At 70.7% G+C, this 25,519-nt stretch carries 22 protein-coding genes; 11 read left to right on the forward strand and 11 right to left on the reverse strand.

The genetic code is table 11. The features are described from left to right. Positions 1–138: 138 nt before the first annotated feature. The 3 genes from mdh to JYK02_RS10390 form a co-directional block, all read right to left on the reverse strand. Complete coding sequence (gene mdh, locus JYK02_RS10380) at positions 139–1,080, reverse strand: malate dehydrogenase (RefSeq protein WP_207050743.1); 942 nt, start codon at positions 1,078–1,080, stop codon at positions 139–141. 29 nt (positions 1,081–1,109) lie between these two features. Next, positions 1,110–2,405 carry an NADP-dependent isocitrate dehydrogenase gene (icd, locus tag JYK02_RS10385; protein ID WP_014397308.1) on the reverse strand — a complete coding sequence of 432 codons (1,296 nt, stop codon included), beginning with the start codon at positions 2,403–2,405 and terminating at the stop codon, positions 1,110–1,112. Between the two features lie 180 nt (positions 2,406–2,585). Continuing rightward, positions 2,586–3,137, reverse strand: coding sequence for an ATP-binding protein (locus JYK02_RS10390; RefSeq protein ID WP_207050744.1), 552 nt, complete (start codon positions 3,135–3,137; stop codon positions 2,586–2,588). A 396-nt stretch (positions 3,138–3,533) separates the two neighbouring features. Between JYK02_RS10390 and JYK02_RS10395 the strand changes: the two genes are divergently transcribed. Together JYK02_RS10395 and JYK02_RS10400 are read left to right on the forward strand one after the other, a co-directional pair. After that, positions 3,534–5,681 carry a hypothetical protein gene (locus JYK02_RS10395; protein ID WP_207050745.1) on the forward strand — a complete coding sequence of 716 codons (2,148 nt, stop codon included), beginning with the start codon at positions 3,534–3,536 and terminating at the stop codon, positions 5,679–5,681. 13 nt (positions 5,682–5,694) lie between these two features. Continuing rightward, the gene (locus JYK02_RS10400; protein WP_207050746.1) at positions 5,695–6,438 is read left to right on the forward strand and encodes a hypothetical protein; all 744 of its coding nucleotides are present in this window, start codon (positions 5,695–5,697) and stop codon (positions 6,436–6,438) included. Between the two features lie 3 nt (positions 6,439–6,441). On the opposite strand, the gene JYK02_RS10405 is transcribed toward JYK02_RS10400, so the two are convergent. Further along, positions 6,442–8,082 carry a bifunctional 3-(3-hydroxy-phenyl)propionate/3-hydroxycinnamic acid hydroxylase gene (locus tag JYK02_RS10405; RefSeq protein WP_207050747.1) on the reverse strand — a complete coding sequence of 547 codons (1,641 nt, stop codon included), beginning with the start codon at positions 8,080–8,082 and terminating at the stop codon, positions 6,442–6,444. 471 nt (positions 8,083–8,553) lie between these two features. Between JYK02_RS10405 and JYK02_RS10410 the strand changes: the two genes are divergently transcribed. Then, on the forward strand, positions 8,554–9,297 hold the full coding sequence (locus JYK02_RS10410) for a hypothetical protein (RefSeq protein ID WP_207050748.1): 744 nt from the start codon (positions 8,554–8,556) through the stop codon (positions 9,295–9,297). A 107-nt stretch (positions 9,298–9,404) separates the two neighbouring features. Further along, the gene (locus JYK02_RS10415; RefSeq protein ID WP_120525317.1) at positions 9,405–9,605 is read left to right on the forward strand and encodes a hypothetical protein; all 201 of its coding nucleotides are present in this window, start codon (positions 9,405–9,407) and stop codon (positions 9,603–9,605) included. 69 nt (positions 9,606–9,674) lie between these two features. Here the strand turns inward: JYK02_RS10415 and JYK02_RS10420 are convergent, their stop codons facing one another. The 7 genes from JYK02_RS10420 to JYK02_RS10450 all read right to left on the reverse strand — a co-directional run bounded on the left by JYK02_RS10420 (position 9,675) and on the right by JYK02_RS10450 (position 18,571). Beyond that, complete coding sequence (locus tag JYK02_RS10420) at positions 9,675–11,003, reverse strand: cytochrome P450 (protein WP_207050749.1); 1,329 nt, start codon at positions 11,001–11,003, stop codon at positions 9,675–9,677. Positions 11,004–11,108: 105 nt separating this feature from the next. Next, entirely contained in the window at positions 11,109–12,572 is a 1,464-nt protein-coding gene (menE, locus tag JYK02_RS10425; RefSeq protein WP_207050750.1) for an o-succinylbenzoate--CoA ligase, read from the reverse strand. An 11-nt stretch (positions 12,573–12,583) separates the two neighbouring features. Then, complete coding sequence (gene menC, locus JYK02_RS10430) at positions 12,584–13,738, reverse strand: o-succinylbenzoate synthase (protein ID WP_207050751.1); 1,155 nt, start codon at positions 13,736–13,738, stop codon at positions 12,584–12,586. Between the two features lie 9 nt (positions 13,739–13,747). Then, a complete protein-coding gene (locus tag JYK02_RS10435) occupies positions 13,748–14,668 on the reverse strand; it encodes a 1,4-dihydroxy-2-naphthoate polyprenyltransferase (RefSeq protein WP_207050752.1) in 921 nt (306 codons plus the stop codon). Next, positions 14,665–15,516 (reverse strand): 2-succinyl-6-hydroxy-2,4-cyclohexadiene-1-carboxylate synthase, encoded by an 852-nt coding sequence (gene menH / locus JYK02_RS10440; protein WP_207050753.1) that lies wholly within the window; start codon positions 15,514–15,516, stop codon positions 14,665–14,667. Before menH ends, JYK02_RS10435 begins: the two co-directional genes overlap by 4 nt. Continuing rightward, positions 15,507–17,276 carry a 2-succinyl-5-enolpyruvyl-6-hydroxy-3-cyclohexene-1-carboxylic-acid synthase gene (gene menD, locus JYK02_RS10445; protein WP_207050754.1) on the reverse strand — a complete coding sequence of 590 codons (1,770 nt, stop codon included), beginning with the start codon at positions 17,274–17,276 and terminating at the stop codon, positions 15,507–15,509. Before menD ends, menH begins: the two co-directional genes overlap by 10 nt. Beyond that, positions 17,276–18,571: an isochorismate synthase gene (locus JYK02_RS10450; protein WP_207050755.1), complete on the reverse strand. Its 1,296-nt coding sequence runs from the start codon at positions 18,569–18,571 to the stop codon at positions 17,276–17,278. The genes menD and JYK02_RS10450 overlap by 1 nt, the downstream gene beginning before the upstream one ends. A gap of 147 nt (positions 18,572–18,718) precedes the next feature. Between JYK02_RS10450 and aroF the strand changes: the two genes are divergently transcribed. The 7 genes from aroF to JYK02_RS10485 are packed head-to-tail and all read left to right on the forward strand — an operon-like array spanning position 18,719 to position 25,503. Continuing rightward, a complete protein-coding gene (gene aroF, locus JYK02_RS10455) occupies positions 18,719–19,615 on the forward strand; it encodes a 3-deoxy-7-phosphoheptulonate synthase (protein WP_207050756.1) in 897 nt (298 codons plus the stop codon). Beyond that, a complete protein-coding gene (ubiE, locus tag JYK02_RS10460) occupies positions 19,612–20,301 on the forward strand; it encodes a bifunctional demethylmenaquinone methyltransferase/2-methoxy-6-polyprenyl-1,4-benzoquinol methylase UbiE (protein ID WP_207050757.1) in 690 nt (229 codons plus the stop codon). The genes aroF and ubiE overlap by 4 nt, the downstream gene beginning before the upstream one ends. Next, entirely contained in the window at positions 20,282–20,881 is a 600-nt protein-coding gene (locus JYK02_RS10465) for a shikimate kinase (protein WP_207050758.1), read from the forward strand. The genes ubiE and JYK02_RS10465 overlap by 20 nt, the downstream gene beginning before the upstream one ends. Further along, positions 20,881–22,128 (forward strand): shikimate dehydrogenase, encoded by a 1,248-nt coding sequence (locus JYK02_RS10470; protein ID WP_242588635.1) that lies wholly within the window; start codon positions 20,881–20,883, stop codon positions 22,126–22,128. Before JYK02_RS10465 ends, JYK02_RS10470 begins: the two co-directional genes overlap by 1 nt. Further along, a complete protein-coding gene (gene aroC, locus JYK02_RS10475; protein ID WP_207050760.1) occupies positions 22,125–23,144 on the forward strand; it encodes a chorismate synthase in 1,020 nt (339 codons plus the stop codon). Before JYK02_RS10470 ends, aroC begins: the two co-directional genes overlap by 4 nt. Then, positions 23,141–24,211, forward strand: coding sequence for a 3-dehydroquinate synthase (locus tag JYK02_RS10480; RefSeq protein WP_207050761.1), 1,071 nt, complete (start codon positions 23,141–23,143; stop codon positions 24,209–24,211). Before aroC ends, JYK02_RS10480 begins: the two co-directional genes overlap by 4 nt. Beyond that, entirely contained in the window at positions 24,208–25,503 is a 1,296-nt protein-coding gene (locus JYK02_RS10485; protein WP_207050762.1) for a 3-phosphoshikimate 1-carboxyvinyltransferase, read from the forward strand. Before JYK02_RS10480 ends, JYK02_RS10485 begins: the two co-directional genes overlap by 4 nt. The last annotated feature ends 16 nt before the right edge of the window (positions 25,504–25,519 follow it).

Here is a 25,519-nt window from a genome sequence, read left to right on the forward strand (position 1 = left end):
CCAGTGCGAGTCCAACACGCTAGTTAACTTGGAAAAATACCGCCGCAAGGACGGTGCGCCGGGGGATAAGCCCGGATCATTCACGGCATCAGGCGGGGCCCGCCAGCAGGATTCCGGCGGGCCCGACCGACAGCCGGACTACAGCTTGACGAGCTCCACGGTGCCCTTCACGGAGGTGAAGGACTTGTTCAGCTCGGCCTTCTCCGCGTCGTTCAGCTCCACCTCGATGATCTTCTCCACGCCGCCCGCGCCGATCTGCGCGGGGACGCCGAAGAAGAAGTCCTTGATGCCGTACTGGCCCTTGAGCAGGGCGGCGGACGGCAGGACGCGCTTGCGGTCGAAGAGGAAGCTCTCCGCCATGGCGATGGAGGAGGAGGCCGGGGCGAAGTAGGCGCTGCCCGTCTTGTACAGGCCCACCAGCTCCGCGCCGCCCTTGCGGGTGCGGTCGATGATGGCGTCCAGCTTGTCCTTCGCGATGAGCTGGGTCAGGGGCACGCCGCCCACGGTGCTGTGGCGCACGAGCGGGACCATGTCGTCACCGTGGCCGCCGAGGACGAGCGCCTCCACGTCACGGATGGAGCAGTTCAGGGCCTCGGCCACGAAGCACTTGAAGCGGCTGGTGTCCAGCACGCCCGCCATGCCCACGACCATGTTGTCCTTCAGGCCGGCGATCTTGTGGAGCGCGAACACCATCGCGTCCAGCGGGTTGGCCACGTTGATGACGAAGGCGTCCGGGGCGTGCTGCTTGATGTTGCCCGCCACGTCCTTCATGATCTTCAGGTTGACGTCCAGCAGGTCCTCGCGGGACATGCCCGGCTTCCGGGGCACGCCGGCCGTGATGATGATCACGTCCGAGCCCGCGACGTCCTTCCAGTCCGTGGAGCCGGTGACGCGGCAGTCGTAGCCGTCCACCGCGGAGAGCTGGTTGATGTCCAGCGCCTTGCCCTTGACCAGACCCTCGGCCGCCGGGATGTCGTAGAGCACCACGTCGCCGAGGTTCTTCTGGACCGCCAGCAGCGCCAGGTTGCCGCCGATCTGACCGCCGCCAATGAGGCCGATCTTCTTCTTCTTGTGAGCCATGGTTTCGCCCTCCTGCTTTGGGGTGGGGACTACATGTGCTTGATGATGGCCTGACCGAACTCCGAGCACTTCACCTCGGACACGGTCTCCTTCGTCTCCAGCTTCATCAGGCGCGCGAAGTCGTACGTCACCGTGCGCGCGGCGATGGCCTTGTCCATGCCCTTGATGATCAGGTCCGCGGCCTCGTGCCAGCCCATGTGGCGGAGCATCATCTCGCCGGAGAGGATGACGGAGCCCGGGTTCACCTTGTCCAGGTCCGCGTACTTCGGCGCGGTGCCGTGGGTGGCCTCGAAGACGGCGTGGCCGGAGACGTAGTTGATGTTGCCGCCCGGCGCGATGCCGATGCCGCCCACCTGCGCCGCGAGCGCGTCCGACAGGTAGTCGCCGTTGAGGTTCAGCGTGGCGATGACGTCGAACTCGTCCGGACGGGTCAGCACCTGCTGCAGGGTGATGTCCGCGATGGAGTCCTTGATGATGATCTTCCCGGCGGACACCGCGGCCTTCTGCTCCGCGTTGGCGGCGTCCTCGCCCTTGGCGGCCTTGGTGGCCTCCCACTGGTCCCAGGTGTAGACCTTGTCACCGAACTCACGCGCCGCGAGGTCGTAGCCCCACTTGCGGAAGGCGCCCTCGGTGAACTTCATGATGTTGCCCTTGTGGACCAGCGTGACGCTCTTGCGCTTGAGGTCCACCGCGTACTGGATGGCGGCGCGCACCAGGCGCTCCGTGCCTTCCTGGGACACGGGCTTGATGCCGATGCCCACGTTCGCGGGGAAGCGGATCTTGCCCGCCTCCTTGGGGAACTCCTGCTTCAGCCAGCCCAGGAACTTCTCCGCCTGCGCGGTGCCGGCCTCGAACTCGATGCCCGCGTAGATGTCCTCCGTGTTCTCACGGAAGATGACCATGTCCACCTTGTCCGGCTGCTTCACCGGGCTGGGCACGCCCTTGAAGTAGCGCACGGGCCGCAGGCAGACGTACAGGTCCAGCATCTGGCGCAGCGCCACGTTCAGCGAGCGGATGCCACCGCCCACCGGCGTCGTCAGCGGGCCCTTGATGCCCACGAGGTACTCGCGGAACGCGGCGACCGTCTCGTCCGGCAGCCAGTTGTTCACCTGCTTGAAGGACTTCTCGCCGGCCAGGACCTCGTACCAGGAGATCTTCTTCTTGCCGCCGTAGGCCTTCTCCACCGCGGCGTCGAACACGGCCTGCGAGGCCTTCCAGATGTCGCGGCCGGTGCCGTCGCCCTCGATGTAGGGGATGATCGGGTTGTTCGGAACGGTCAGCTTGCCGTTCTGCAGGGTGATCTTCTCGCCAGAGGGAGGCGCCATGAACGCAAACTCCTGATTGAGACCGGGGTCTTGAGAGGCGGCGGATAGTCGGGAACCCGCCCCCGGTCGTCAAGGAGTTTGGCCGCACGCCGCCCTGGGTTCGTCACACCCGGGGTGTGCCGCGCTTATCGCAGCCAATGGTCCGGAAGCAGGATCGTTTTTCCGGAATTTGGCGGCGGACTAGAAGCTGGCGAGCCCCGGCGCCGGCAGCTGGACGCTCACGGCCGTCCCCTGCTCCAGGCGCTCCAGCCCGAGCTCACCGCCCATGGCGTCCACCAGCTCCCGGGCCCGGGCCAGGCGCCGCTGGGTGTTGCCCACGCGCAGGGGCGACAGCACCACCGAGCGCGTCTCCCGTTCCGACAGGCTCACGCCCGGCATCACCACCAGGAAGCGCGGCCCCACGTCGCCAAAGTCGTCCGGCGGCTCCACCACCACGCGCACGGTCTGGGCTTCCTGCGGCGCCGCGTCCACCGCGTGGGCGACGAGCAGCAGCAGCACTTGCTCCAGGCGGCGCCGGCTGACCCGGGCGATGACCGGATCCTCGGGGAGCTCCAGCGCCACCTCCACGCCGTGCAGCCGCCGCGTCGCGCCGAGCAGCCCCAGCGCGTCGCGCACGGACACCGCCACGTCCACCTGGAAGACGTCCGGGAAGTCCACGGGCTCCAGCCCCTGACCGCTGGAGGAGGCTTCCGCGTCCCCCGGCGAACCCTTCACATCCAGCGCTGCGCTCATTCGCGGCTCCCATCCCCAGCCCAGAAGCGCCGACCATAACGGCCACCCCTGCCAGGGTCCATTGTCTGACGGGCCCGGGGCTCCCCCACCTTTCCTGTTCAGGAGAGTTACAGCCCCGCGCCACTTTGCTGATAAGGATGCGCACGCTGGGTCCGTATCACTCCTCGGAAAACCCGTAGAACGACGGTCAACTATGACCCAGGGTGAGTCAAGGCGTCGGGCGGAAAAACAGCAGCGGCATATAAATTCGATTTGACTGTTACGGCCGAGATCTCCATGATGAGGACCCAGAATCCAGAGCCGTCAGCGTCTCCAGTGAATCAGGGAGGAAGTGTTGTGCTCGCAACATCGCCGACCACCAACGGTACCGCTGCCCGCAAGAGGGGAGTCCTGACGATGGATGGAGGGATCCCGGCGTCCTCGAAGTTCAGGCATGCGATCGAATTCGGCAGTGGCGACGCGCTGCGCAACGTGATTCCCCTCCCCCCCGCTGAAGCCGCACTGGACGACTCGGGCTACTCGCTGCACGGCACCGGCCCCACGGCCATCACCTGCGCGGTGGGCCAGCCGGACGCGGTGCTGGGTGAGGTGACGCGGCTGTCCCCGACGGTGGTGTGGGTGGCCCCGCGGCAGCCGCTGGTGGACACGACCGAGTCGCGCACCTTCCCCGTGTACCTGGCGTGCAACGGCGCCACGATTGGACCGCTCAATGGCGCCTTCATCCGTACGGACATGGACGTCCCGAACGCGCCCGTGGGGTTGCAGCTGGTGGGCGTGACGCTGGAGCAGGGCCGGCAGATCCTGGGCTTCCTGTCGGACGCGCTGCGCCAGGGCGTGGCGGTGCCGGCGGCCTCCGCGCTGCCCGTGCAGGACATCATCTCGGATCCGGAGCGGATCCGCTCCATCTTCACCGCCATCTGCGCGGCCGGGAACAAGGGCGTGCTGCGCCGCCAGGGCCGCGTGGTGCGCATGGTGCTGGAGCGCTTCCACGCCTCCACCGGCCAGCTCGAGTGGCGCACGGAAGATGCGACGGTGGACTTCGGCGAGCCGTCCTACGACATCGACGTCATCGGCTACAACTCCGCCTACCGCCTGCGCGCGGAAGCGGGCCGCAGCGAGGGTGACCGTCTCTTCACCACCCTGCCCGCGCAGCTGTTCCGCATCCGTCACCGCTGGCACCGCCGCGTCCCCGCCCCCGAGGGCGTGCACGCCCGGTTCCACCACCCGCTCTGGCGGGAGCAGGGACTGCTGCGCCGCGAGGTGCTGGACCTGTCCTTCTCCGGCCTGTGCATGCGCTGCCAGCCGCAGGACCTGCTCTTCCCCGGTCTGCTGCCGCCCCTCATCGAGCTGGAGCTGGGCGATGGCCAGCGCGTGAGCGTGCGCGGAGAGATCCGCTACGTGAGCAGCCCCCGCGCGGACGGCACCGTGCTGTGCGGCCTGAGCGTGCTGCCCTACTCCTCCGACGAGGCGCGCTGGGTGCGCTTCGTGTCCCAGACGCTGTCCCCGGCCACGCGCACCAGCGAGGGCCTGGTGGAGGAGCTGTGGGACCTCTTCAACCGCTCCGGCTTCTTCAGCCTGGGCGGCAGCACCCCGGCGGAGTTCGAGGAGCTGAAGCAGAACTTCGCGTCGCTCGCGAAGCGCGCCGCGGAAGTGCCGCAGCTGTTCTGCAACGCGGTGTGGCCGTCCGAGCGCGGCATCGAAGCGACGCTGTCCTTCACCAAGCCGTACCGCCACGCGTGGCTGGGCCACCAGGTGGCGAAGCGGCCCGGCAAGCCGCCGGAGGGGTTGAAGGAGGCGGGCGCCATCATGCGCGACCTCTACCTGCGCACCTTCGAGCACCCGCAGAGCGACCCGGACTTCCACTGGGTGGTGGCCTACGTGGAGGCCCTCAACCCGTGGATCAACAAGGCGCACGTGAAGTACGCGCAGCGCCAGATGGAGGCCGGTTCGTCCCTGGCCTTCACGCGGAAGATCCAGAAGATGAAGGCCTTCAGCCACGAGCTGACCGGCCGCGTGCACCCCTACTCCGTGGGCCCCGCCACCGCGAGCGAGCTGAGCCTGCTGGCCGCGACCGTCGCCCAGCAGTTCCCCGAGTGCTACGTGCAGTCGCTGGACCTCACGCGGGACCGGCTGGACATGGGCCCCGTGACGGCGAAGTGGAAGAGCTTCGGCATGGAGCGCGAGCGCGCCGTCCTGGTCGCGCGGCGCGACGGCGTCCCCTGCGCCGCCGCCGTGGTGGAGCTGGGCCAGCTGGGCGCGAACCTCTTCCGCCTGCTGGACAACACGCGGCTGTTCTCCCTCTTGGGGGATGGAACGCGCGCGTACTCCGCCCTGCTGGACGCGGCCCGCCGCTGGTACGCCGCGCGCAACCGCCCCTCCTTCCTCTACCTGCGCGAGGACGAGGGCGGCGACTACGTCCAGGAGTGCGGCCTGCACGACGGGCCGGATCCCTACCTGTGGATCATCTCCTCCAAGCTCGTCCCGGATTTCCTCGAGCACATCAGCGAACTCACCATCGGGCGCCGTGGTGCCCACTCCCGTTGAGGACCCCCACCCCATGAACAAGCCCCTCGTCGAAGAGCAGTACCTCCCCCACGTCACCGACGTCCGTCACCTCCTGGCGACCGGCCCCCACGTGACGACGCTGCTGGATGAGAACGTGGATCCCGCCCTGCTGGAGGCCTTCCTCATCCAGCTGTGTGCCCTGGGCGTCTACATGACGGAGCCCGTGGACGGGTGGATCCGCCGCGCCGGCGAGGCCTGTGTGAAGGCGGGCATGGTGGACGTGGGCGAGAAGCTCATCACCCACGCCAAGCACGAGGCCGGTCACCACCTGATGATGGTGGAGGACACGAAGAACCTGGTGGCCGGCTGGAACGCGCGCCGCTTCCCCAAGCTGGACGCGGAGGCCCTCCTGGCGCAGGCCCCCACCCGGGCCATGCAGGAGTACCGGGAGATCCACGAGGAGACCATCGCGGGCCCCATGCCCGGTGGCCAGGTCGCCATCGAGTACGAGATTGAAAACCTGTCGGTGGTGTTCGCGCCCCGGCTCATCGAGCAGTGCAAGCGCGTGCTGGGCCCGGACGTGATGAACTCGCTGTCGTTCATCAAGGAGCACGTGGAGCTGGACGTGGGCCACACGGCGCTCAACGAGGTCATGCTCAACAAGCTGCTGGGTCAGAAGCCCGAGCACGCGGCCACCATCGGCAAGACGGGGGCGCGCGCGCTGGACATCTACCTGCGCTTCTACGGCGACTGCATGGCGAAGGCGAAGCAGTTGCTCCAGTCCGCCGCCGCCTGATTCTCAGGCGCCGAGCTGCGCCGCCCGGCGAGATCCGCGGCTGCCCCAGCGGGTCAGCGGGCGGACGGCCTGCTTCAGCGATGCGTGGACCGCGTTGACGCCCGCGCGGTTCGTGGCCGCGTAGACGTAGCGGTCCGGGCGCAGGACGACCAGGTCCGCGGCGTGCTGGGCGAACCACTCGCCCAGCCTGCCCTCCAGGTCCACCACCTCACCCGAGCGGCCCGCGCCGGAGCGCGCCGCCGGCGCGACCGACAGCCACACGCCGCCGACGTCCTCCGCCATCGCCTTGGCGGCCTGCTGGACTTCCGCGGGCGCACCCGGCCGAGTCAGCACCGCGAAGCGGTGGCCGATGACGTCATCCAGCGGGCGCTCCCCTTCCTCGCCGTGCTCCACGCGCGGCTGCGGGAAGTAGGCGCCTTCCGCCGCCTGCTTGGACTTGCCGCGCTTGCCGCCGAAGAGGAACCCTTCCGAGTGGAAGAGGTTCGGCTTCATCTTGTACTCGCGGATGAACGGACCGGTGACGGGCATGTGGTAGAGCAGCTTGATGAAGGCGTTGCGCGCGCGGGCCACGAACGGACCGCCCGACGCCAGCATCGAGCCCAGCGAGTCCGACAGCCGCATCATCTCCGCGGCGTGCGGCCGGCGCTCCACCTCGTAGGTGTCCAGCAGCGACGCGTCCGCCGCGCCGCCCAGCACGTGCGCCAGCTTCCAGGTGAGGTTCGCCGCGTCGCGCAGGCCGGAGCACAGGCCCTGGCCCAGGAACGGCGGCATCAGGTGCGCCGCGTCCCCGAGCAGGAACACCCGGCCCACCCGCCACTTCTCCGCCATGCGGCTGTGGTAGGCGTAGAGGTTGACGCTCTTCACCTTCACGGTGTCCGGGTCGATGAAGGGGGCGATGATGCTGCGCACGTACTCGGGCGTCTTCACGTACTCCAGGTCCTGCCCCGGCTTGACCACCGTGTCGAAGCGGATCTCGTCGTGCGCGGTGCGCGTCACGATGCCCACGCGCTCCGGGCCGCAGGGGTAGTAGGTGAAGTCCGGCGCGGACGACTGCGTCTCCACGGAGACGGCCAGCGCGTGCTCCAGCGCCGTGGTGCCCTCCAGCTTCAGGCCCAGCCGGCGGCGGATGCCGCTCTTGGCGCCGTCGCACGCCAGCAGGTAGCGCGCGCGCACCGTCAAGGTGCGGCCATTGACGTTGTCCTTCACGCGCACGGACACGCCTTCGTCGTCCTGCATGAAGGACTCGACTTCGTGGCCGCGCCACATGCTGACGTGCGCGAAGCGCTCCAGGCCGCGGTGCAGGGCGGCCTCCATGCGAGGCTGGTTGAACAGCGAGCCGATGGGGTGGCCGTTGGGGCGCTCCACCTTGGTGAAGTCCACCTCGGCGAGCATCCGCATCTCGTCGTCCACGTAGGTCATCTTCAGGCACGGGTGGAAGCCCGGCCCCAGCTCGCCCGTGAGACCCGCGGCCTGGAAGATGCGCTGCGCTTCGTCGTCCGCGTTGATCGCGCGGGACTGGGTGTGCGCGGTGGTCTCCTTCTCGATGACCACGGTGCGCAGGCCGTACTGCCCCAGGAGGTTCGCCGCCATGGCACCCACCGGGCCGCTTCCGACGACGATCACATCAACAGATTCCGGAGCCATTACTCCCTCCCGTTGTGTGCGAGCTGATCCGTTTTGAACCGTGCGACCGGACGACCGAAGCCCCCCTCGGTCGTAAGTAATAATACCTATAAACTGCGGCAACCCCACTCCGGATACGCCGCTTCAGCGTGATCCTGGCTGCCCGGTCCGCCATCCCGACCGTCTGATAAAGAAACGCACCCCTCCAGAAACCTTGCAGCGCGGATCCGCACTGGCGGTCCGCTGTCTGCCTTTCGAGCAGTGATTTCCTGCAAGGCTTCAAACGTTTCGCGGCAACGGCAGGAATTGTGTGGGTTGTCTGGATTCCATGGCTCCAGATGTATGTGGATGCCCCTGGGGGGCGCCCCTTGTACGTGGCGCGATTCCGGGCGACAGTGACGGAGTTTTCTCCCCCTGAGCACCTTGGAGCGCCCAGCGATTATGCCCAGACTGCAACTTTTTGAATTAGAGGATCAGCCCTGGTTCCCGAAGGTGCTTCGCCGGGGTGTGACGGACTTCCTGGCGTACGTGTGGAGCCTGTCGGACGACCGCTATTCGGAGTTCGTGAAGCGGCTCAAGGGCGCGATGGCGGCGATGGGTGAGACGCAGCTCTTGGACATGGCGTCGGGCAGCGCGGGGCCGGTGCCGAAGCTGCTGGAGATGCTGGAGACGCAGGAGGGCTACAAGGCCACGGCGCTCCTGACGGACCTGTACCCGGAGACCTCCGCGTTCGAGAAGGCCAAGGCGGCGAACCCGGGCCGCATCGACTACGTGACGACGCCGGTGGACGCGACCGCGGTGCCGGCGACGTTCAAGGGCTTCCGGATCATGTGCAACTCGTTCCACCACCTGCCGCCGGACATGGCGCGCAAGGTGCTGGCGGACGCCGTGGCGCAGCGCCGGGGCATCGCCATCATGGAGTTGGTGGAGCGGCGCGGGCCTGCCATCGCGATGACGGCGGCGGCGCTGATCAACGTCCCGCTGACGACGCCCTTCATCCGTCCGGTTCGCGCGGACCGGCTCGCCCTCACCTACCTCATGCCGCTCATCCCCATCGCGGCGGCGTTCGACGGCGTGGTGTCCTGTCTGCGCACCTACTCCGTGGAGGAGATGCGCGAGCTCACCCACGGTCTGAGTGACGACTACATCTGGGAAATCGAGCGGCTCACCAACCCGGGGAACCCGTTCGGCATGATGATGCTCATTGGCCGACCTGCCACCCCCTCGCAAGCCTGAGTGGGCTGTCGGCGGGAGGTCACTGACGCCCCTGGTCAACGCGGGGCGTCGTGATTTCCGGGTTTGAAGCGGGTTCAATGGCCGCTCCTTCAACGAGGAGCAGGCTCATGGAATGGCTCGAATTCAAGCGCTGGTCTCCCGAAGTCCAGCACGCGCTGGCACTGCAGGCGGCCCGGTTGGGCCAGACGGCGATGCACGCCGAGCCGCCGCGGCCGTCCGCGACGATGGTCGCCGCGCACCGCCTGTGCACGCTGCTGCGCCAGTATCCGCGCACCAACCCCTGGGGACACCCGGCGTCGGAGTGCTGAGACGCTGACCTGAAGCACCCGGCCCGTCCGTGGGAACGCCACGGGCGGGACGGGCGCCTGGGGGTGGCTTCAGGCCCCGGTGGGGGTCCACGCCACGCGCAGGTGCTGGATGGTGCGGATGGTCAGCGACTGCGTGTGGCCGAAGTCCGGGGTCTCCTCCGCCAGCCGCAGGTCGGGCAGCAGGTCCAGCAGCAGGTTGGTGGCGATGAGCGCCTCCAGCCGGGCCAGCGGCGCTCCGATGCAGAAGTGGATGCCCCGGCCAAAGCCCAGGTGCGTCGGGTGGTGCCGGGAGATGTCGAAGTGCTCGCCGTCCGCCAGCAGCGAGGCGTCACGGCTTCCGGACGCGTAGAGCAGCAGCAGCCGCGAGCCCCTGGGCAGCGCGACGCCCGCGAGCTCCACGTCCTCCACGGTGGTGCGGATCATCCCGTGCGCCACCGAGTCGAAGCGCAGCGTCTCCTCGATCAGGTGCGGCACCAGCGAGCGGTCCTGCCGCAGCCGCTGCCAGAGGCCGGGCTGGAGCAGGGCCTGCTTCCAGCACTGGGCGAGCAGCGCCGTCGTCGTCTCATGGCCCGCCGCGAGCATGCTGCCGGCGATGGCGATGATCAGCTCCGGCAGCGTGAGCGCCTCGCCGTCCGCGTCGGTGGTGACCAGGTAGCTGACCAGGTCGTCCCTGGGCTCGTCGGTCCGGGCGCGGATGAGGCGGGCGACGTAGTGCTGGAAGGTGACCCAGCTTCGCGCGAGCGGCGGCTGCTCCTCCGCGGGGACGCGGGTGAAGATCATCCGGAAGAAGTCGTCGCACCAGCGCTTGATGTCCGCCATGTCCTCCTGGGGGATGCCCGCCATGCCCAGGATGACCCGCACGGGCAGCGGGTACGCGAACTGCGTCACCAGGTCCGCGTGCCCCTTCTGCGCGAAGGCGCGGATGAGTTCCTCGGAGACGGCGCGGATGGGGGCTTCCTGCGCGGCGATGCGCTGGGCGGAGAAGCCGCGGCCCAGCAGCTTGCGCAGCCGGGTGTGCGCGGGGGGATCCGAGTTGATCAGGCTGTCCGCCAGGGGATAGCCCTCGGCGAGCACCGAGAGCGTCTCCGGGGACAGCACCGAGCCCATGTTGCCCAGGTCCGCCGACGAGTAGCGCGACGGGTCCTTCAACACGTGGCAGATGTCCTCGTAACGGCTCACCAGCCACATCCCCAGCATGGGGTTGTAGCTGACGGGCGCGTCCCGCCTCAGCTGCGCGTAGAACGGATGCGGGTCCTCGACGTGAGGTCCCGCGAAGGGATTGTACTGGGCCCCCAGATGGGGGCACTTCATGGCGTTGGGGGCCTTGCCGCCATGCGCTTCGATGTGGATTGCGTCGGACTGCTCATCCACCTTCACTGCTTCCACTGCGGTACTCACCGTGAGCTTCCTCTCAGGATCCCCCCACAGTGGAATATTATAACCCGACCTGACAGGTCTTCTCGCCGAGTCCAGTGAACCCCACCCGTCAGGAAATCAGGGTTGTTAGGACCCTGGCTGATACGGGGGATGAGACAGGGCGTGTTTCCGGAGGACGGGGCGCTCCACCTTGCTCATGGCGTTGCGCGGCAGTGTTTCAATTGCAACAAACCGGGTGGGGACCTTGAAGCGCGCGAGTGACTGACGGCACCACGCGTCCAGGTCCGCGGGCAGCGCGTGGCCGGGGCGCAGGACGACGAAGGCCACGGGGACCTCGCCCCACTGGGGCTCCGGCACGCCGACGACGGCGGACTCCAGGATGGCGGGGTGGTTGGCGAGGACGGCTTCGATCTCCGCCGGGTAGAGGTTCTCCCCTCCCCGCACGATGAGGTCCGTGCGGCGCGACAGGAGGGTGAGGCGTCCCTTCGCGTCCAGCACGCCCACGTCGCGGGTGCGCAGCCAGCCGTCGTGGAAGGCGTCGCGCGTGGCCTCGCGCTGGCGCCAATAGCGGGCCATGAGCGTGGGGCCTCGGACCTCGACATCCCCCTCCTGCCCTTCCCCGAGCGTCGCGCCGTCCGTTCCGACGATGCGGACCTCCAGGCCCGGCAGGGGCGGCCCCGCGGTGCGGCCATCCGCTTCGTCGGGGCGCTCGGTGGTGACCTGCGAGCAGGCCTCGGTGAGGCCATAGGTCTGCAGGGCCCGGAGTCCCGCGGCCCGGGCCCGCGTGAGCAGCGCCGTGGGGACGGGGCCGCCGCCGATCAACGCGTACTGGAAGGTGTCGGGCAGCGTCCGGTCCTGCCTCGCGTCCAGCACGCGCTCCAGCGTGGTGGCGACGAAGCTGGCGTGCGAAGCGCCCTCCACGTCGATGGCGCGGTTGACCGCGTCCGCGTCGAAGCGCTCGTGCAGGAGGAGGCAGCCGCCCTCGTACGCGGTGCGCGTGAGCATGGCCAGGCCGCCGACGTGGAACAGGGGCAGCGTGCCCAGCCAGCGTGGCGCGGGGTGTGCGCCCAGGTTCGCTGCGGAGGCTGCGCACGAGGCACGGAAGGCACCTTCCGTGAGCACGGCGCCCTTGGGCCTTCCCGTCGTCCCGCTGGTGAAGAGGATGACCCGGGACGTGTCCGCGTCCCAGGCGCGCTCGGGGACGGAGGTCGTGGAAGCGGCATCCGGGAAGGACTCCAGGGCCTCCGCTTCGGGAAGCCGGTCGCGCAGGGCGTTGAGCGCCAGCGTGAGCCGGGGCTCGACGTCCTCCAGCAGGGGCCGCAGCTCCGCCGGGGTGAGGCGGGCGTTGAGCGGCGCGAACACCGCGCCCAGACGGCCCAGGGCCCAGAAGAGGAAGGTCACCGCAGGGTGGCTCGTGGACAGCAACGCCACCCGTTCGCCCTGATCGATTCCGCGCGCGGCCAGGGCTCCGGTCCAGCGCGTCACCTCCGCGTCCAGCATGCGATAGGTCCACGTCTGATCCGCGAAGCGCAGGGCCTCGGCTTCCGGATGCAGGCGCGCGCCTTCGCGGATGGGGCAGTCGTGGATCATGGCCGCGCAGCTCAGCGGTCCCAGAGGTAGTCCGGGTTCAATCCCAGTCCGGGCATGTCGCGCAGCCGCACGAGTCCCCCGTGGGGTTGATAGGGATGGTCGCGCGGTTCGTCCGCGAAGAGCCGCCCCACGGCGAGCCCGGACGCCAGCTCTCCCGACGGCAGCGCGGAGGCCAGGTGCGCGGCGCCCGCGCGGGCCACCACGCCGTCGATGGAGCTGGTGACGAACGCATGCATGCCCAGGTGGGCCGCTCGCAGCGCCACCACCATGGAGGGCAGCAGCCCCCCGAGCACCATCGGCTTGATCACCACCGCGCCCACCGCGGGCCCGCCGCCCAGGTCCATCGTGAGCAGCGTGCGCACGGCCGCGGGCGTCGCGAGCGTCTCGTCGGCGGCGATGATGCACGGCGCACGACGCTGCACGCGCCACAGCGCCTGCAGGTCCTCCGGGGACGTGGGCTGCTCCACCAGCTCCAGGTCGTACCAGCCCAGCCGGTCCAGGGCGCGGTTGGCCTCGGGTTCGGACCAGCCGCCGTTCGCGTCCAGACGCAGGCGCACGCGCGGGCCCACCGCCTCGCGCACGGCGCGCACCCGGGCTTCGTCCTCGTCCAGCGAGCGGCCCGCGACCTTCACCTTCAGCGTCTGGTAGCCCTCGTCCACGGCCTCTCGCGCCTGACGGGCCAGCGCCTCCGGCTCCTCCGCGCCCAGCAGCGCGTTGACCAGGACCTCCTGCCGCGCCTCCTCCGCGAGCAGCCAGCACAGGGGCACGCCCTTGCGCTGGGCCACCAGATCCAACAGCGCCAGTTCCAGGCCGTGCTGCGCGGCGGGGACGGGCTCTCCGGGATCGATGAGCCGGATCCGCGCACCGCGCTGGCGCAGCTCCTCGCTGGCCGACGGCGCGAGCGTGGCTTCGATGCCCTCGATGCTGTCCTCCAGCGACTGGCCCTTGAGCGAGCTCAGCCACGCGCGCAGCACCGTGTGCGTCATCGTCAGCGGCTCGGTGCCGAACTCCGGCAGCGGCATCGCCTCGCCCTGCCCCACGCGGCCGTCCTCGTCACGCAGCCGGATGAGGAAGCCGTCACGGGTGGCGTAGGTGCCCCTCGCCGTCTTCAACGGGTGCGTCAGCGTGAGGTGCAGCGGGGTGAGCGTCGCGTCGGTGATGCGCATGACGCCCCTTCAGCGCAGGTACAGGCCGACCGCGAACAGCAGTCCGAACACCATCTGCAGCTTCGCCGTCCCGCCCAACGCGGGGTTGAGCGCCGCGCCCTCGGCCTTCAGCATCAGCTTCAGCGGCGGCACCACCAGCGGCAGGCTCAAGAGCGGCAGGAAGACCCAGGCGCTCGCGTAGCCCCGGGCGAACAGCACGAACGGCGTGACGTAGGACGCCACGAGCAGCAGCACGTACTCCGCGCGGCCGAAGCCCTGACCGAAGCGCACCGCCATCGTGCGCTTGCCGGCCTTCACGTCCGTGCTCGCGTCGCGCTGGTTGTTCACCACGATGAGGCACGTGCCGATGGCGCCCACCGGCACCGACGCCCACCAGGCCGCCGGGCTCACGACGCCGGCCTGCACGTAGTACGTGCCCGTCACCGCGACGATGCCGAAGAAGATGAGCACGAACAGGTCGCCCAGCCCGAGGTAGGCCAGCGGGAACGGGCCTCCCGTGTACGCGTAGCCGCACAGCAGCGAGGCCACGCCGATGGCCACGATGGGCCAGCCGCCCACCGACACCAGGTACAGCCCCACCAGCGTCGCCAGCGCGAAGCACCCGAGGCCGCCCATCAGCACCGCGCCCGGCGCGATGAGCCCGCTCTGCGTCACGCGCTTGGGCCCCAGGCGCTCCTCGGTGTCCGCGCCCTTCTTGAAGTCGTAGTAGTCGTTGATGAAGTTGGTGCCGATCTGAATCAGCACCGCGCCCACGAGCGCCGCGAGCGCGGGCAACAGGCGCCCCACCCCGTTGCCGTACGCGAGCGCCGTGCCCACCAGCACCGGCACCGCGCCCGCCGTCAGCGTCTTCGGACGCACGGCCATCAGCCACGTCTTCAGCGTGGGCCGGGGAGGAGCCGCGTCGGGAGGGGTGCTCACCAGGGTCGTCACGAGTGGATCGCCTCTCGCGCCAGGATGGCGGGTTCGAACTGCGGCGCTTCGTACCAGGGCGTCTGGAGGAACGAGAGCACTTCGCGCACGTACTCCTCCGGCGCTTCCAGGTGCGGGGCGTGCGTGACCCCGTCGAACGCGTGACGCCACACCACCGGCAGCTCCGCCGCCATGCGCCGCGCCAGGGTCGTGAACTTCACGTCCAGGCTGCCCGTGAGCAGCAGCGTGGGCAGCCGCTGGCGGTGCAGCGACGGCCAGTAGTCCGGCTGCACGCCCAGGCCCAGGGTCTCCAGCGCGCCGGCGAGCCCCTCCGCCGTGCACGCCTTGCGGCGCTCACGCAGCGCGACCTGCTCCGGATCCGGCAGGCGGCGCAGGCCGTCGAACAGGGGCAGCGCTTCCCACCGGTCCACGAAGGCGTCCACGCCCTTCGTGCGGATGAACTCCACGAGCTTCGCGTCCGCCTCGCGCCGCTCGGAGCGTTCCTGGCGGCGGTGCAGACCGGGCGAGCCGCTCTCCATGATCAACCGGCCGAAGCACTCCGGCGCCTGGACCGCCGCGCCCAGCGCGACTCTGGCGCCCTGCGAATAGCCGAGCAGATCCACGTGGCCGCCCAGCTTGCGCGCCAACTGGACGACGGCGTCCACCGTCTCCAGGAAGCCGTCGCGTCCGGTCCGCTCCGGCAGCGGCGTGCGGCCGTGGCCGGGCAGGTCCACCGCCACGACGCGCACGGAGCGGCCGAGCAGCGGACGCAGGTGTCCGAACGAGGCGCCGCTGCCGGTGAAGCCGTGCAGCGCCAGGAGCGTATGGGGTCCGTCCCCCCAGGTTTCATAAGCGAGCGTCACGCCCATGGTCCTTCTCCCAGTGCGGTGGCCATCCGCGTGAAGAGGTTTCGGTGTGCTTCCACGTTGGTGGCCCGGTCCACCTGGACCTCCACCACGTGGAGGCCGCCTTCCAGCCCGGTGCGCACCGCCGCGCGCAGGGCCGCGGGCGTCGTGGGCCGCTCGAAGCGCGCGCCCGCGAGCGCCGCCGCGTGCGACAGGTCCACGCCGTGCGGCGTGCCGAAGAGGGCCTCGAACACGTCCGGCTTCGCCACCTGCGCCAGCGGCAGGAAGGAGAAGATGCCGCCGCCGTCGTTGTTCACCACGACGACCGTCAGGGGCACGCGCGCCCGCGCCGCCGTGACGAGCCCGCCCACGTCGTGCAGGAGCGCCAGGTCGCCGGACAGGAGCACCGCGGGCCTTCCGGCCGCCGCGGCCATGCCCGCCGCGCTGGACACGATGCCGTCGATGCCGTTGGCGCCCCGGTTCGCCAGGACGCGCAGCGGGATTCCGCCGCCGTGCGCGAACGCATCCACCGCGCGGATGGGCATGCTGCTGGAGACGAAGAAGAGCGCGTTCGCCGGCAGCGCCGCCACCACCTCGCGCGCCAGGCGGGGCTCGGTCAGCGCGTCCTTCTGTTCGCCGAGCGCCGTCTCCAGCGCGTTGCGGGCCACCCGCTCCGCGTTCACGAAGTCCTGCGCCCAGCGGCCCGGGCCTCGCGACAGCCCTTCCGTCAGCGCACGGCACGCGAGCACCGCGTTGCCTTCCACCACCCGCGTGGCCCGGTGCGCCGGGTCGTACAGCGCGCCCTCGTCGCTGAAGACGGAGATGTCCGCGCCGGAGGCGTCCAGCCACTGCTGCGGCGACTTGGGCGTCAGGCCTCCACCGAAGCGCAGCACCACCTCCGGCCGGTGGCCGCGCGCGAACGGTTCATGGCGCAGAAGCGCGTCGTAGAGCGACACGGTCAGCGGTCCGCCGCCGTAGCGCGCCTGCGACGTGGCCTCCGCGAGCACCGGGTAGCCCGTGGCCAGGCTCAATGCGGTGATGGCCTCCGCGAAGCCGTCGTCCTCGTCGCGGGGACCGCACACGATGACGCCGCGCTCGGTGGCGGCGATGCGCGCGCGCACGGACTCCAGCGCCGTTGCATCCGGGGCCCGCGACGCCTGCGCGATGTGGGTGATGGGCGCGTTCGTCCGCCCCTCCCTCGCGAGCGCCGTCAGCTTCTCCGCGCCGAAGTCCTGCGGGATGGGCGCCAGCGGTTCGCGGAACGGCACGTTGAGCTGCACGGCGCCTCGGGGCGCGCGGCACGCGGTGCTCACCGCGCGGGCGGCCGTGGCCCGCAGGTGCTCGATGGCGGCGCTGTTCACCTCGGGCATTCCCACGTCCGCGAACAGCCGCGCGAAGTCGCCGTAGAAGCGCGCCTGGGGCACCGTCTGCGGCGCGCCCCAGCCCTGCAGCTCCAGCGGCCGGTCCGCCGTGAGGATGATCAGCGGCACCTGGGCCATGGCCGCCTCGATGACGGCCGGGAAGAAGTGCGCGCCGGCCGAGCCGCTCGTCGCCACCAGCACCACCGGCTGGCGCGACTGCTTCGCCATGCCCAGCGCGAAGAAGCCCGCGCTCCGTTCGTCGATGACGGACCAGACGCGCAGGCCCGGCGTGGTCGCGCACGCGAGCGCCAGCGCCGAGGACCGGGAGCCCGGACACACCACCGCGTGCCGCACGCCGCCCCGCACCAGCTCTTCCAGCAGCGCACGCGACCACAGCACGTTGAGGTTGGCGTCCAGGGACATCACCGGCCCCCCAGCGCGCGCAGCATCGCCAGACTCTTCATCTCGGTCTCCCGCCACTCGGACTCCGCGCTGGAGCCCGCGACGATGCCCGCGCCCACGAAGAGCCGGGCCTTCGCGCCACGCACCAGCGCCGAGCGCAACGCCACCACCAGGTGCGCGCGCCCGGGGCCCACCCAGCCGACCGGTCCCGCGTACCAGCCCCGGTCCAGCGACTCGTGCTCCACCAGGAAGGACAGCGCGCGCTCGCGCGGCGTGCCGCCCACCGCGGGCGTGGGGTGCAGCGCGGTGACGACCTTCGCGGTGTCCACGCCGTCCGCCAGCTCCGCGCGGATGCCCGTGCGCAGGTGCACCACGTTCTTCAGCGCGAGCACCGACGGCTGCGCGTCCGCGGACACGCTCGCCGCCACCGGCGTCAGCGCCTGGAGGATGTAGCGCACCACCGCGTCATGCTCGCGCCGGTCCTTGTCGCTGGCGTCCAGCGCCTCCGCGCCACCCGGCGCCGCGGAGCCCGCGAGCGCCTCCGTCTCCAGCCGCCGCCCGTCCACGCGGCACAGCGTCTCCGGCGTCGCGCCCAGGAAGCCCGTGCCGTCCGGCGCGCGGAAGAGGAACGTGGCGCAGCGAGGGTTCTGCTCACGCAGGCGCGCCAGCACGTCCACCACGTCGAAGGGCTCCGGCCCCTCCGCCTCCAGCGCCCGCGCCAGCACCACCTTGTGCAACTGACCCGCGCCAATGGCCTCCACCGCGCGGTCCACCAGCGCCTCGAAGTCCGGCCGCGAGGAGGCCGTGCGCAGCGCCACCGGCGCGCCCATCGGATGCCGGTACGCCTGCGGGAAGGCGGCCCGCACGCGCTCCAGCCGCGAGCGCACCACGTCCTCCGCGCCAGGCCCGTCCGGCGCGAAGACGGCGACGGCCAGGGCGCCGCCATCGCGCCACACCAGCACCTCCGGAAGCGTCCAGCGCGCCAGACCGTGCGAGCGCCAAGCGCCGTCCGCCGGCTGCGTCGGGCTGAAGCGCATGCCGCCGAACCAGGGACCAGGCATCTGCGGAGACACCGCGTCCAGCCACCGCACGCTGTCGTGGCCGAGCGCGCCGAGCACCACCGGCAGCTCGCCGGGTGCATGCGCTTCGAGCACGCCCGCCTCGCCCCACCCCGCCACCGCCTCGCGCGCTACGGGTCGCTCCCAGTAGACGGAAGGCACGCCCAGGCTGCCCGCTCCAGCCAGCGGATCCACTCCGGCCAGCGGCATCATCCCGGCGACCCATCGCGGATCCTCAGCGGGACTGAGCGGCGTCATCAGCCATTCTCCTGCACCTCGGGGGAGGCAAGTGACATCAGCTTCGATTGTCTTCTAAGCGATCTCGGCTATACATGCACCATGGAGTTCAAAACCGCTTGAACTCCATGGAACACGAATTCCAGTAACTCCAGCGAGGGAGCCGCCGTGGGAGCCCAGCAACCAGACGACCCAGCCGGTCGGCGTGACCCGGGTGCACACCGCGTCCTACGCGCGGCGCATCCCTCCGGCACCCGCATCCAGGTGGGGGGCGTGGAGGTGGGCGGACCCGGCTTCGTGGTGATGGCGGGGCCGTGCGCGGTGGAGGGCGCGGAGCAGTTGGAGCTGGCGGCCCGCGCGGTGGCGCAGGCGGGGGCGCACCTGCTGCGCGGCGGCGTGTTCAAGCCGCGCACCAGTCCGTACGCGTTCCAGGGCATGGGGGAGCCGGGGCTGAAGCTGTTGGTGGACGCGGGCCGGCGTCACGGCCTGCCCATCATCAGCGAGGTGATGGAGACGGAGCAACTGCCCCTCATGGCGCAGCACGCGGACATCCTCCAGGTGGGCGCGCGGAACATGCAGAACTTCGGGCTCCTGCGCGCGCTGGGCCGGCTGCGCAAGCCGGTGCTGCTCAAGCGCGGGCTGTCCGCCACGGTGCAGGAGTGGCTCAACGCCGCCGAGTACATCCTGGCGGGCGGCAACGAGCAGGTGATCCTGTGCGAGCGCGGCATCCGGACCTTTGAGACAGCGATGCGCAACACGCTGGACCTGGCCGCGGTGGCGTGGGCGAAGGAGCGCACGCACCTGCCGGTCATCGTGGATCCGTCGCACGCCACGGGCATCCCGTCACTCATCACCCCCATGTCGCTGGCGGCGGCGGCCTGCGGGGCGGATGGTCTGTTGATTGAAGTCCACCCCCGGCCGGAGCAGGCGCTTTGTGATGGGCAGCAGGCCACGTCGCCCGGGGATTTCGCTACGTTGATGCAACGGCTGCCCGGCGTGCTCGCCGCGGTGGACCGTCACCTCTACACGCCGGCGGGGCCGGCACAGATCGCGGGGGCGCGATGAGCACCGAAGTCCGTCAGATGTTCTCCTCCATCGCCACGCGCTACGACGTGACGAACGAAGTCCTCTCGCTCGGCATCCACCGGCTGTGGCGGCGCTCGGCGGTGAAGTTGAGCGGTGCGAAGGAAGGCAGCCACGTGCTCGACTGCGCCACTGGCACGGGCGACCTGGCGCTGGCGTTCAAGCGCAAGGTGGGCGCCGCGGGCCGCGTGGTGGGCACGGACTTCTGCCCGGAGATGCTGGAGAGCGCGCCGGCCAAGGCGGCCAAGGCGGGCCTGGAAATCGAGTTCCAGGTGCAGGACGCCATGGCGCTCACGCTGCCGGACAACAGCTTCGACGTGGCGTCCATCTCCTTCGGCATCCGCAACGTGGATGATCCGGTGAAGTGCCTCCAGGAGATGGCGCGCGTGGTGCGCCCCGGAGGCCGCGTGGTGGTGCTGGAGTTCGGTCAGCCCACGGGCCCGTACGGCGCGCTGTTCCGCTTCTACAGCAAGACGGTGATGCCGGCGATTGGCGGCCTGCTCACGGGCAACAAGGCGGCGTATCAGTACCTGCCCCGCACCGCCGCGGCCTTTCCCGCCGGCGACCGCTTCCTCTCCCTGATGGACCAGGCCGGCGCCTACAGCGAGCGCGCCGCCCACCCCCTGCTGTTTGGAACCGCCTACGTCTATGTCGGCACCGTCCGTTGAGGCCCCGCGCCTCCTTGTCTCGCAAGTCGTCGCGTCGGTAGATCCCAGACTCCAGCAGGCGCTCCAGGGGGCCCTTACGTCCCCGGGGCCATGCCCCCGCCCGGCCGACGCGCAGACCGTCGTCATCGCCGGGCACCGCGCCGCGGGGAAGACCCGCCTGCTGCCGCTCGTCTCGAGCCTGCTCGGGCGGCCCGGCCTGGACCTGGACGCGGAGCTGGAGCGCCGGCACGGGCGCCCGCTCCGCACCTGGGTCGCGGAATCCCCCGCCACCTTCCGCGCCGCCGAGCGCGAGACATTGGGCCTCTTGCCCCCGGGCAGCGTGGTGGCGGTGGGCGGCGGATTCCTGTCGCATCATCCGGACGCGCTCGCCGGGCACTTCACGTTGGTCGTCCCCGTCACCTTCGACACGTACCGCGAGCGGTTGATGGCGGACACCACGCGCCCCCGGCTGCGCACGGACGTGTCGCTGGAGGAGGAGTTGCACTCGCTGTTCCACGAACGCGAGGCGCTGCACGCCCGCGTCCCCACCATCTCCCTGGCGGACTTCCTCCGGGGCTGTCTGGTCCAGGAGCCCGCGTGATGGCCACCCGGCGCATCATCACCCTGCCCCCCACCCTCACCGGCGCGGACGCCGTGGCCTTCGCGCGCGATGGGCTCAAGCGCGGCGCGGACGTCATCGAGGTGCGGACCGACCTGCACGCCGCCGGAGACATCGACCCGGACGCGCTCGCCCGCGTGATGCCGCTGCTCGTCTCCGAGCGGGGCAAGCCGCTGCCCGCTCCGTGGATCCAGGCCGCGTGGCGCGTGGACCGGGACGTGGAGCGCGCGCAGGACATGGACGCGCCGCCGGGGAAGCTGCTCGCGTCGCACCACGCGGAAGGACCACTCACGACGGCGGAGGCGCTGCGCCGCTGGTCCCGTCCCATTCCGCCGGACGCGCTGGTGAAGCACGTGGAGCCCATGGACGGGCCCGCGCACCTGGACACGCTGCTGGAGACACAGGCCCTGCTGTCCCAGCGCTTCGGCGCCGAGCGCGTCACCGTGCTGGGCATGGGGCCTGTCGCCATCCCGGCGCGCGCGGTGCTCTCGCGCAGGAACGGGCTGGAGTACGTGGCCATGGGCGGCCCGTGGACGGCCGCGCCGGGACAGCGCCTGCTGGACGACGTGGTGCGCGAGCATCGCAAGGCGAAGGATCCGCACGCGCTCCGCCTGGGCATCCTGGGCACGTCCATCGCGCACTCGCGCTCGCCGCGGATCCACCGTCAGCCGTTCGACCGCATCGACCTGGCGGAGGACGCACCGGTGGAGGCGGTGGTGGACGCGATGCTGCCGTACTACGCGGGCTTCGCCGTGACGAGCCCGTTCAAGATGAGGCTCGCGAAGCACACGGGCTCCACGCTGGACGCCATCAACACGCTGGTGCGCCGGGGCGCGCGGTGGGAGTCCTTCAACACCGACACGGAAGGGGCGCGCGCGGTGCTGGAGCGGTTGGGCGCGAAGGACGTCGCGGTGCTGGGCGACGGCGGCTCCACGCAGGCGCTGCGGCTGGTGGCCGCCGAACAGGGACTTGCCCTGCGGGTCGTCAAGCGCGCGGAGATTCACGCCCCGCTGTCCGGGGATTGGGTCTGGACGTGGCCGGACCGCGTGGCTCCGCCCGAAAACCTGCGATTCCACGGGGCACGCGTGGCGGTGATCGCATACGGTGCGCCCGGCCGGCGCGTCGCCGCGGAGATCGTTCGCCGCGGGGGCACCCCTCTCCTGCTCGGTGCGGCGTGGTTCGTCGCCCAGGCCCGGCGGCAGCGACAACTCTGGGAAACGGCGACATGAATACCTTTGGCACCCTCTTCCGGCTGACGACCTTCGGCGAAAGCCACGGCCCCGCGCTGGGCTCCGTCATCGACGGCTGCCCCGCGGGCGTTCCGCTCACGCGCGAGATGATCCAGGCGGCGCTGGACCGCCGGCGTCCCGGACAGTCCGCCCTGGTGACCCCGCGCAACGAGCCCGACACCGTGGAAATCCTCTCCGGCGTCTTCGAGGACAAGACGCTGGGCACTCCCATCGCGGCCATCGTGCGCAACGCGAACCAGCGCTCGCAGGACTACAATCAGTTGGCCAGCGTGGACCGGCCCGGCCATGCGGACGCCGTGTGGCGCGAGCGCTACAAGCACCGCGACCACCGGGGCGGCGGCCGCACCAGCGGACGTGAGACGCTCTGCCGCGTCATCGGCGGCGCCGTCGCGGAGGCGTACCTCGCGCGCGACCTGCCCTCCATCAGCACCGTGGCCTACGTCTCCCAGGTGGGCGAGCTGATCTCCTCCGTTCCGGCGCCGGGCCTCACCCGCGCCATGGTGGACGCCCACCCCACCCGCTGCCCGGATGCAGCCGTCCGTGAAGAGATGTCCCGGCAGATCCTCGCCGCGAAGGAGGCCGGGGACAGCCTGGGCGGCTCCATCGACGTGCGCGTGGAGGGCCTGCCCGTCGGCCTGGGCGAGCCCCTCTTCGGCAAGCTGAAGGCGCTCATCGCGCAGGCGCTGGGCAGCATTGGCGCCGTCACCGGTGTCGTGTGGGGTCCGCCGGATCTGATCCAGCGCCTGGGACAGCCCGGCACGAAGTTCCACGCCGTGAAGGACGCGTACGGCGGCATCCAGGGTGGGCTCGCCAACGGAGAGCCCATGCAGGTGCGCGCCTTCTTCAAGCCCCCCGCGACGCTCGCGGATCACGCCAAGGGCGGCCGTCACGACCCGTGCATCATGCCCCGCGCCGTCCCGGTGCTGGAGGCCATGGTGTCGCTCGTCATCGCCGACCTCGTCCAGCAACTCAACGCCCGCCCCCACTCCGCATGAGCCCGCTTCCTCCCGGTTCCTACCGCCCCCCCAACGACCGCTGGGGTTCCTTCACGAAGCTCGTCGCCAAGCTGCCCGAGGGCAGCGTCGCCGTGGTGGACCGCACCGTCGCGCGCTTCCACCCCACGCTCATCCCCGCCATCGAGGCCCGCAAGCCGCGCGCCATCATCCAGTTGGTGGGCGGTGAGCGCGCCAAGAGCCTCGCGTCGCTGCAGAAGGTGCTCGCGGGCGGGATCAACCTGCCGCGCTCCGGCACGCTCGTGGCCGTGGGCGGTGGCACCGTGGGCGACGTCGCCACCGTGGCCGCGCACCTGCTCAAGCGCGGCGTGCGGCTGGTGCAGGTGCCCACGACGCTGCTCGCGGCGGTGGACAGCAGCCTGGGCGGCAAGGGCGCGGTGGACCTCGTCGTGCGCGGCCGCGTGGTGAAGAACCCCGCGGGCGTCTTCCACTACGCGGATGAGACGTGGCTGTGCCCGGAGCTGTACGCCACGCTGTCCGACGCGCAGGTGCGCGAGGGGTCCATCGAGGCGTGGAAGATGGTCGCGTCGCTGGATGCGTCCCTCTTCAAGCGCTACGTGCGCACGCCGCCGGCGCTGGAGAAGCTGGTGAAGGACGCGCGCGGCCTGAAGGAGGACGTCTGCGCGAAGGACCCGTACGAGCACCAGGGCCTGCGCCGCGTGCTCAACTTCGGCCACACCTTCGGCCACGTGCTGGAGAGCCTGTCGCGCTTCAAGCTGTCGCACGGCGACGCGGTGGGCCTGGGCATCCTCTGGGCCCTGGACGTGGGCCGGCACCTGGGCATCACGCCGGAGCCGGTGGCGCATGAAGTGGAACGCGCGCTGGCCCGGGGTCCGGGCGTGCTCGGCCGCGACCGCGCTGCCGAAATTTCCCAGCGCGCGCCGTTGAAGGACGTGGTCGCGCTGCTGGACGCCGACAAGAAGGCCGGCGCCAACGGCGAGCTGCGCATGGTGCTGCTCACCGCGGTGGGCACCGCCGAAGTCGTGGATGTGATGCCGAAGACGTGGCGGGCCCTGTGGCCCGCCTGGACCCGTGGAGCCCGCCCTTGAGCCATGCCTCGCCGAGCCGTCTCACCGTCGACCCGAGCGCCTTGAGCGCCTCACCGCTCACCCCGCCCGTGTCGAAGTCGGACGCCCAGCGAGCCCTGGTGTTGGGACACCTCACGGGCGCCTGGCCGCTGCCGTCGGTGCAGGCGGAATCGGACGAGGACCTTCCCGCGGACGTGCGCGTGCTGCGCCGGGGCGTGGAGGCCCTGCGCCTGCCGCCCGGCCCCGTGCGTGACGTGGACTGCGCGGACGGCGGTGCTCCCTTCCGCATCCTCGTCACGCAGGCCGCGGTGACGCCCGGTGCGCGCGTGCGCTTCACCGGCACGCCCCGCCTGGGCGAGCGCCCGCACGGCCCGCTCTTCACGTCGCTCAAAGAGGCCCTGGGCCCCGCCGGCCTGACGCTCACCGAGGGCACCCCGTGGCCGGTGGAGCTGCACGCGCCCCAGGACACGGCGAAGCTTGCGCCGGTGTTCCGCGTGCCGGGCGCGCAGAGCAGCCAGTACGCCTCCAGCCTGCTCTTGGGCTGCGCGGAGCGGTTCCTGCGGGAGAAGCGCGCGTGGAGCGTGGAGATCGAAGGCACGCTCACCAGCGCCGGCTACATGGACCTCACGGTGGCGTGGCTGCGCCGCTTCGGCTTCACCGTGGAGCAGTCCGAAGGTCACTATTCCGTCACGCATTATCAGGCGCCCGAATCCGTCCCATCACTGCCGGGCGACTGGTCGTCGTTGGGCTACCTGGTGCTCATCGCCTGGCGCACGGGCGGCACGGTGGAGCGCGCGGAGCCGCGGAGCGCCCACCCGGACCAGGCGATCCTCCGGCTGGTCGCTGACGTCGGGTTGAAGATGATCCCCGCGGACGCGCCCAACACGTGGCGTTTCCAGGGCGAAGCCACCGGCGAGCTGCGCGCTTCCGGCAAGGAGTGCCCGGACCTGCTGCCCACGCTGGCGGCGCTCGCGTGCGTGCTGCCCCGGCCCACGACGCTGACGGACGTGGGCATCCTGCGGGTCAAGGAGAGCGACCGGCTGGAAGGAATCCGAACGTTGGTCACCGCCTACGGCGGCACCACGGAACTGTCGGCCGGAGCCGACAGTGAGTCGCTTCGCATCCTCCCGCCGAAGACGAAGCCCGCGCGCTTCGCCATGGACAGCCGGGGCGACCACCGCCTGGCGATGTCAGCGGCCACCCTGTGTGTGCTGTCCGGGGTGCCTCTGGAGTTGACGGGGCCGGAGTGCGTGGAGAAGAGCTTTCCGGGCTTCTGGCGGCAGCTGGCGCGCTCTGGAATCCGCTATTCCTGAGCAAGTGAGCGGACCG

Origin of the sequence: Corallococcus macrosporus (assembly GCF_017302985.1) — a bacterium.
In the GTDB taxonomy this organism is placed as follows: Bacteria; Myxococcota; Myxococcia; order Myxococcales; family Myxococcaceae; genus Corallococcus; species Corallococcus macrosporus_A.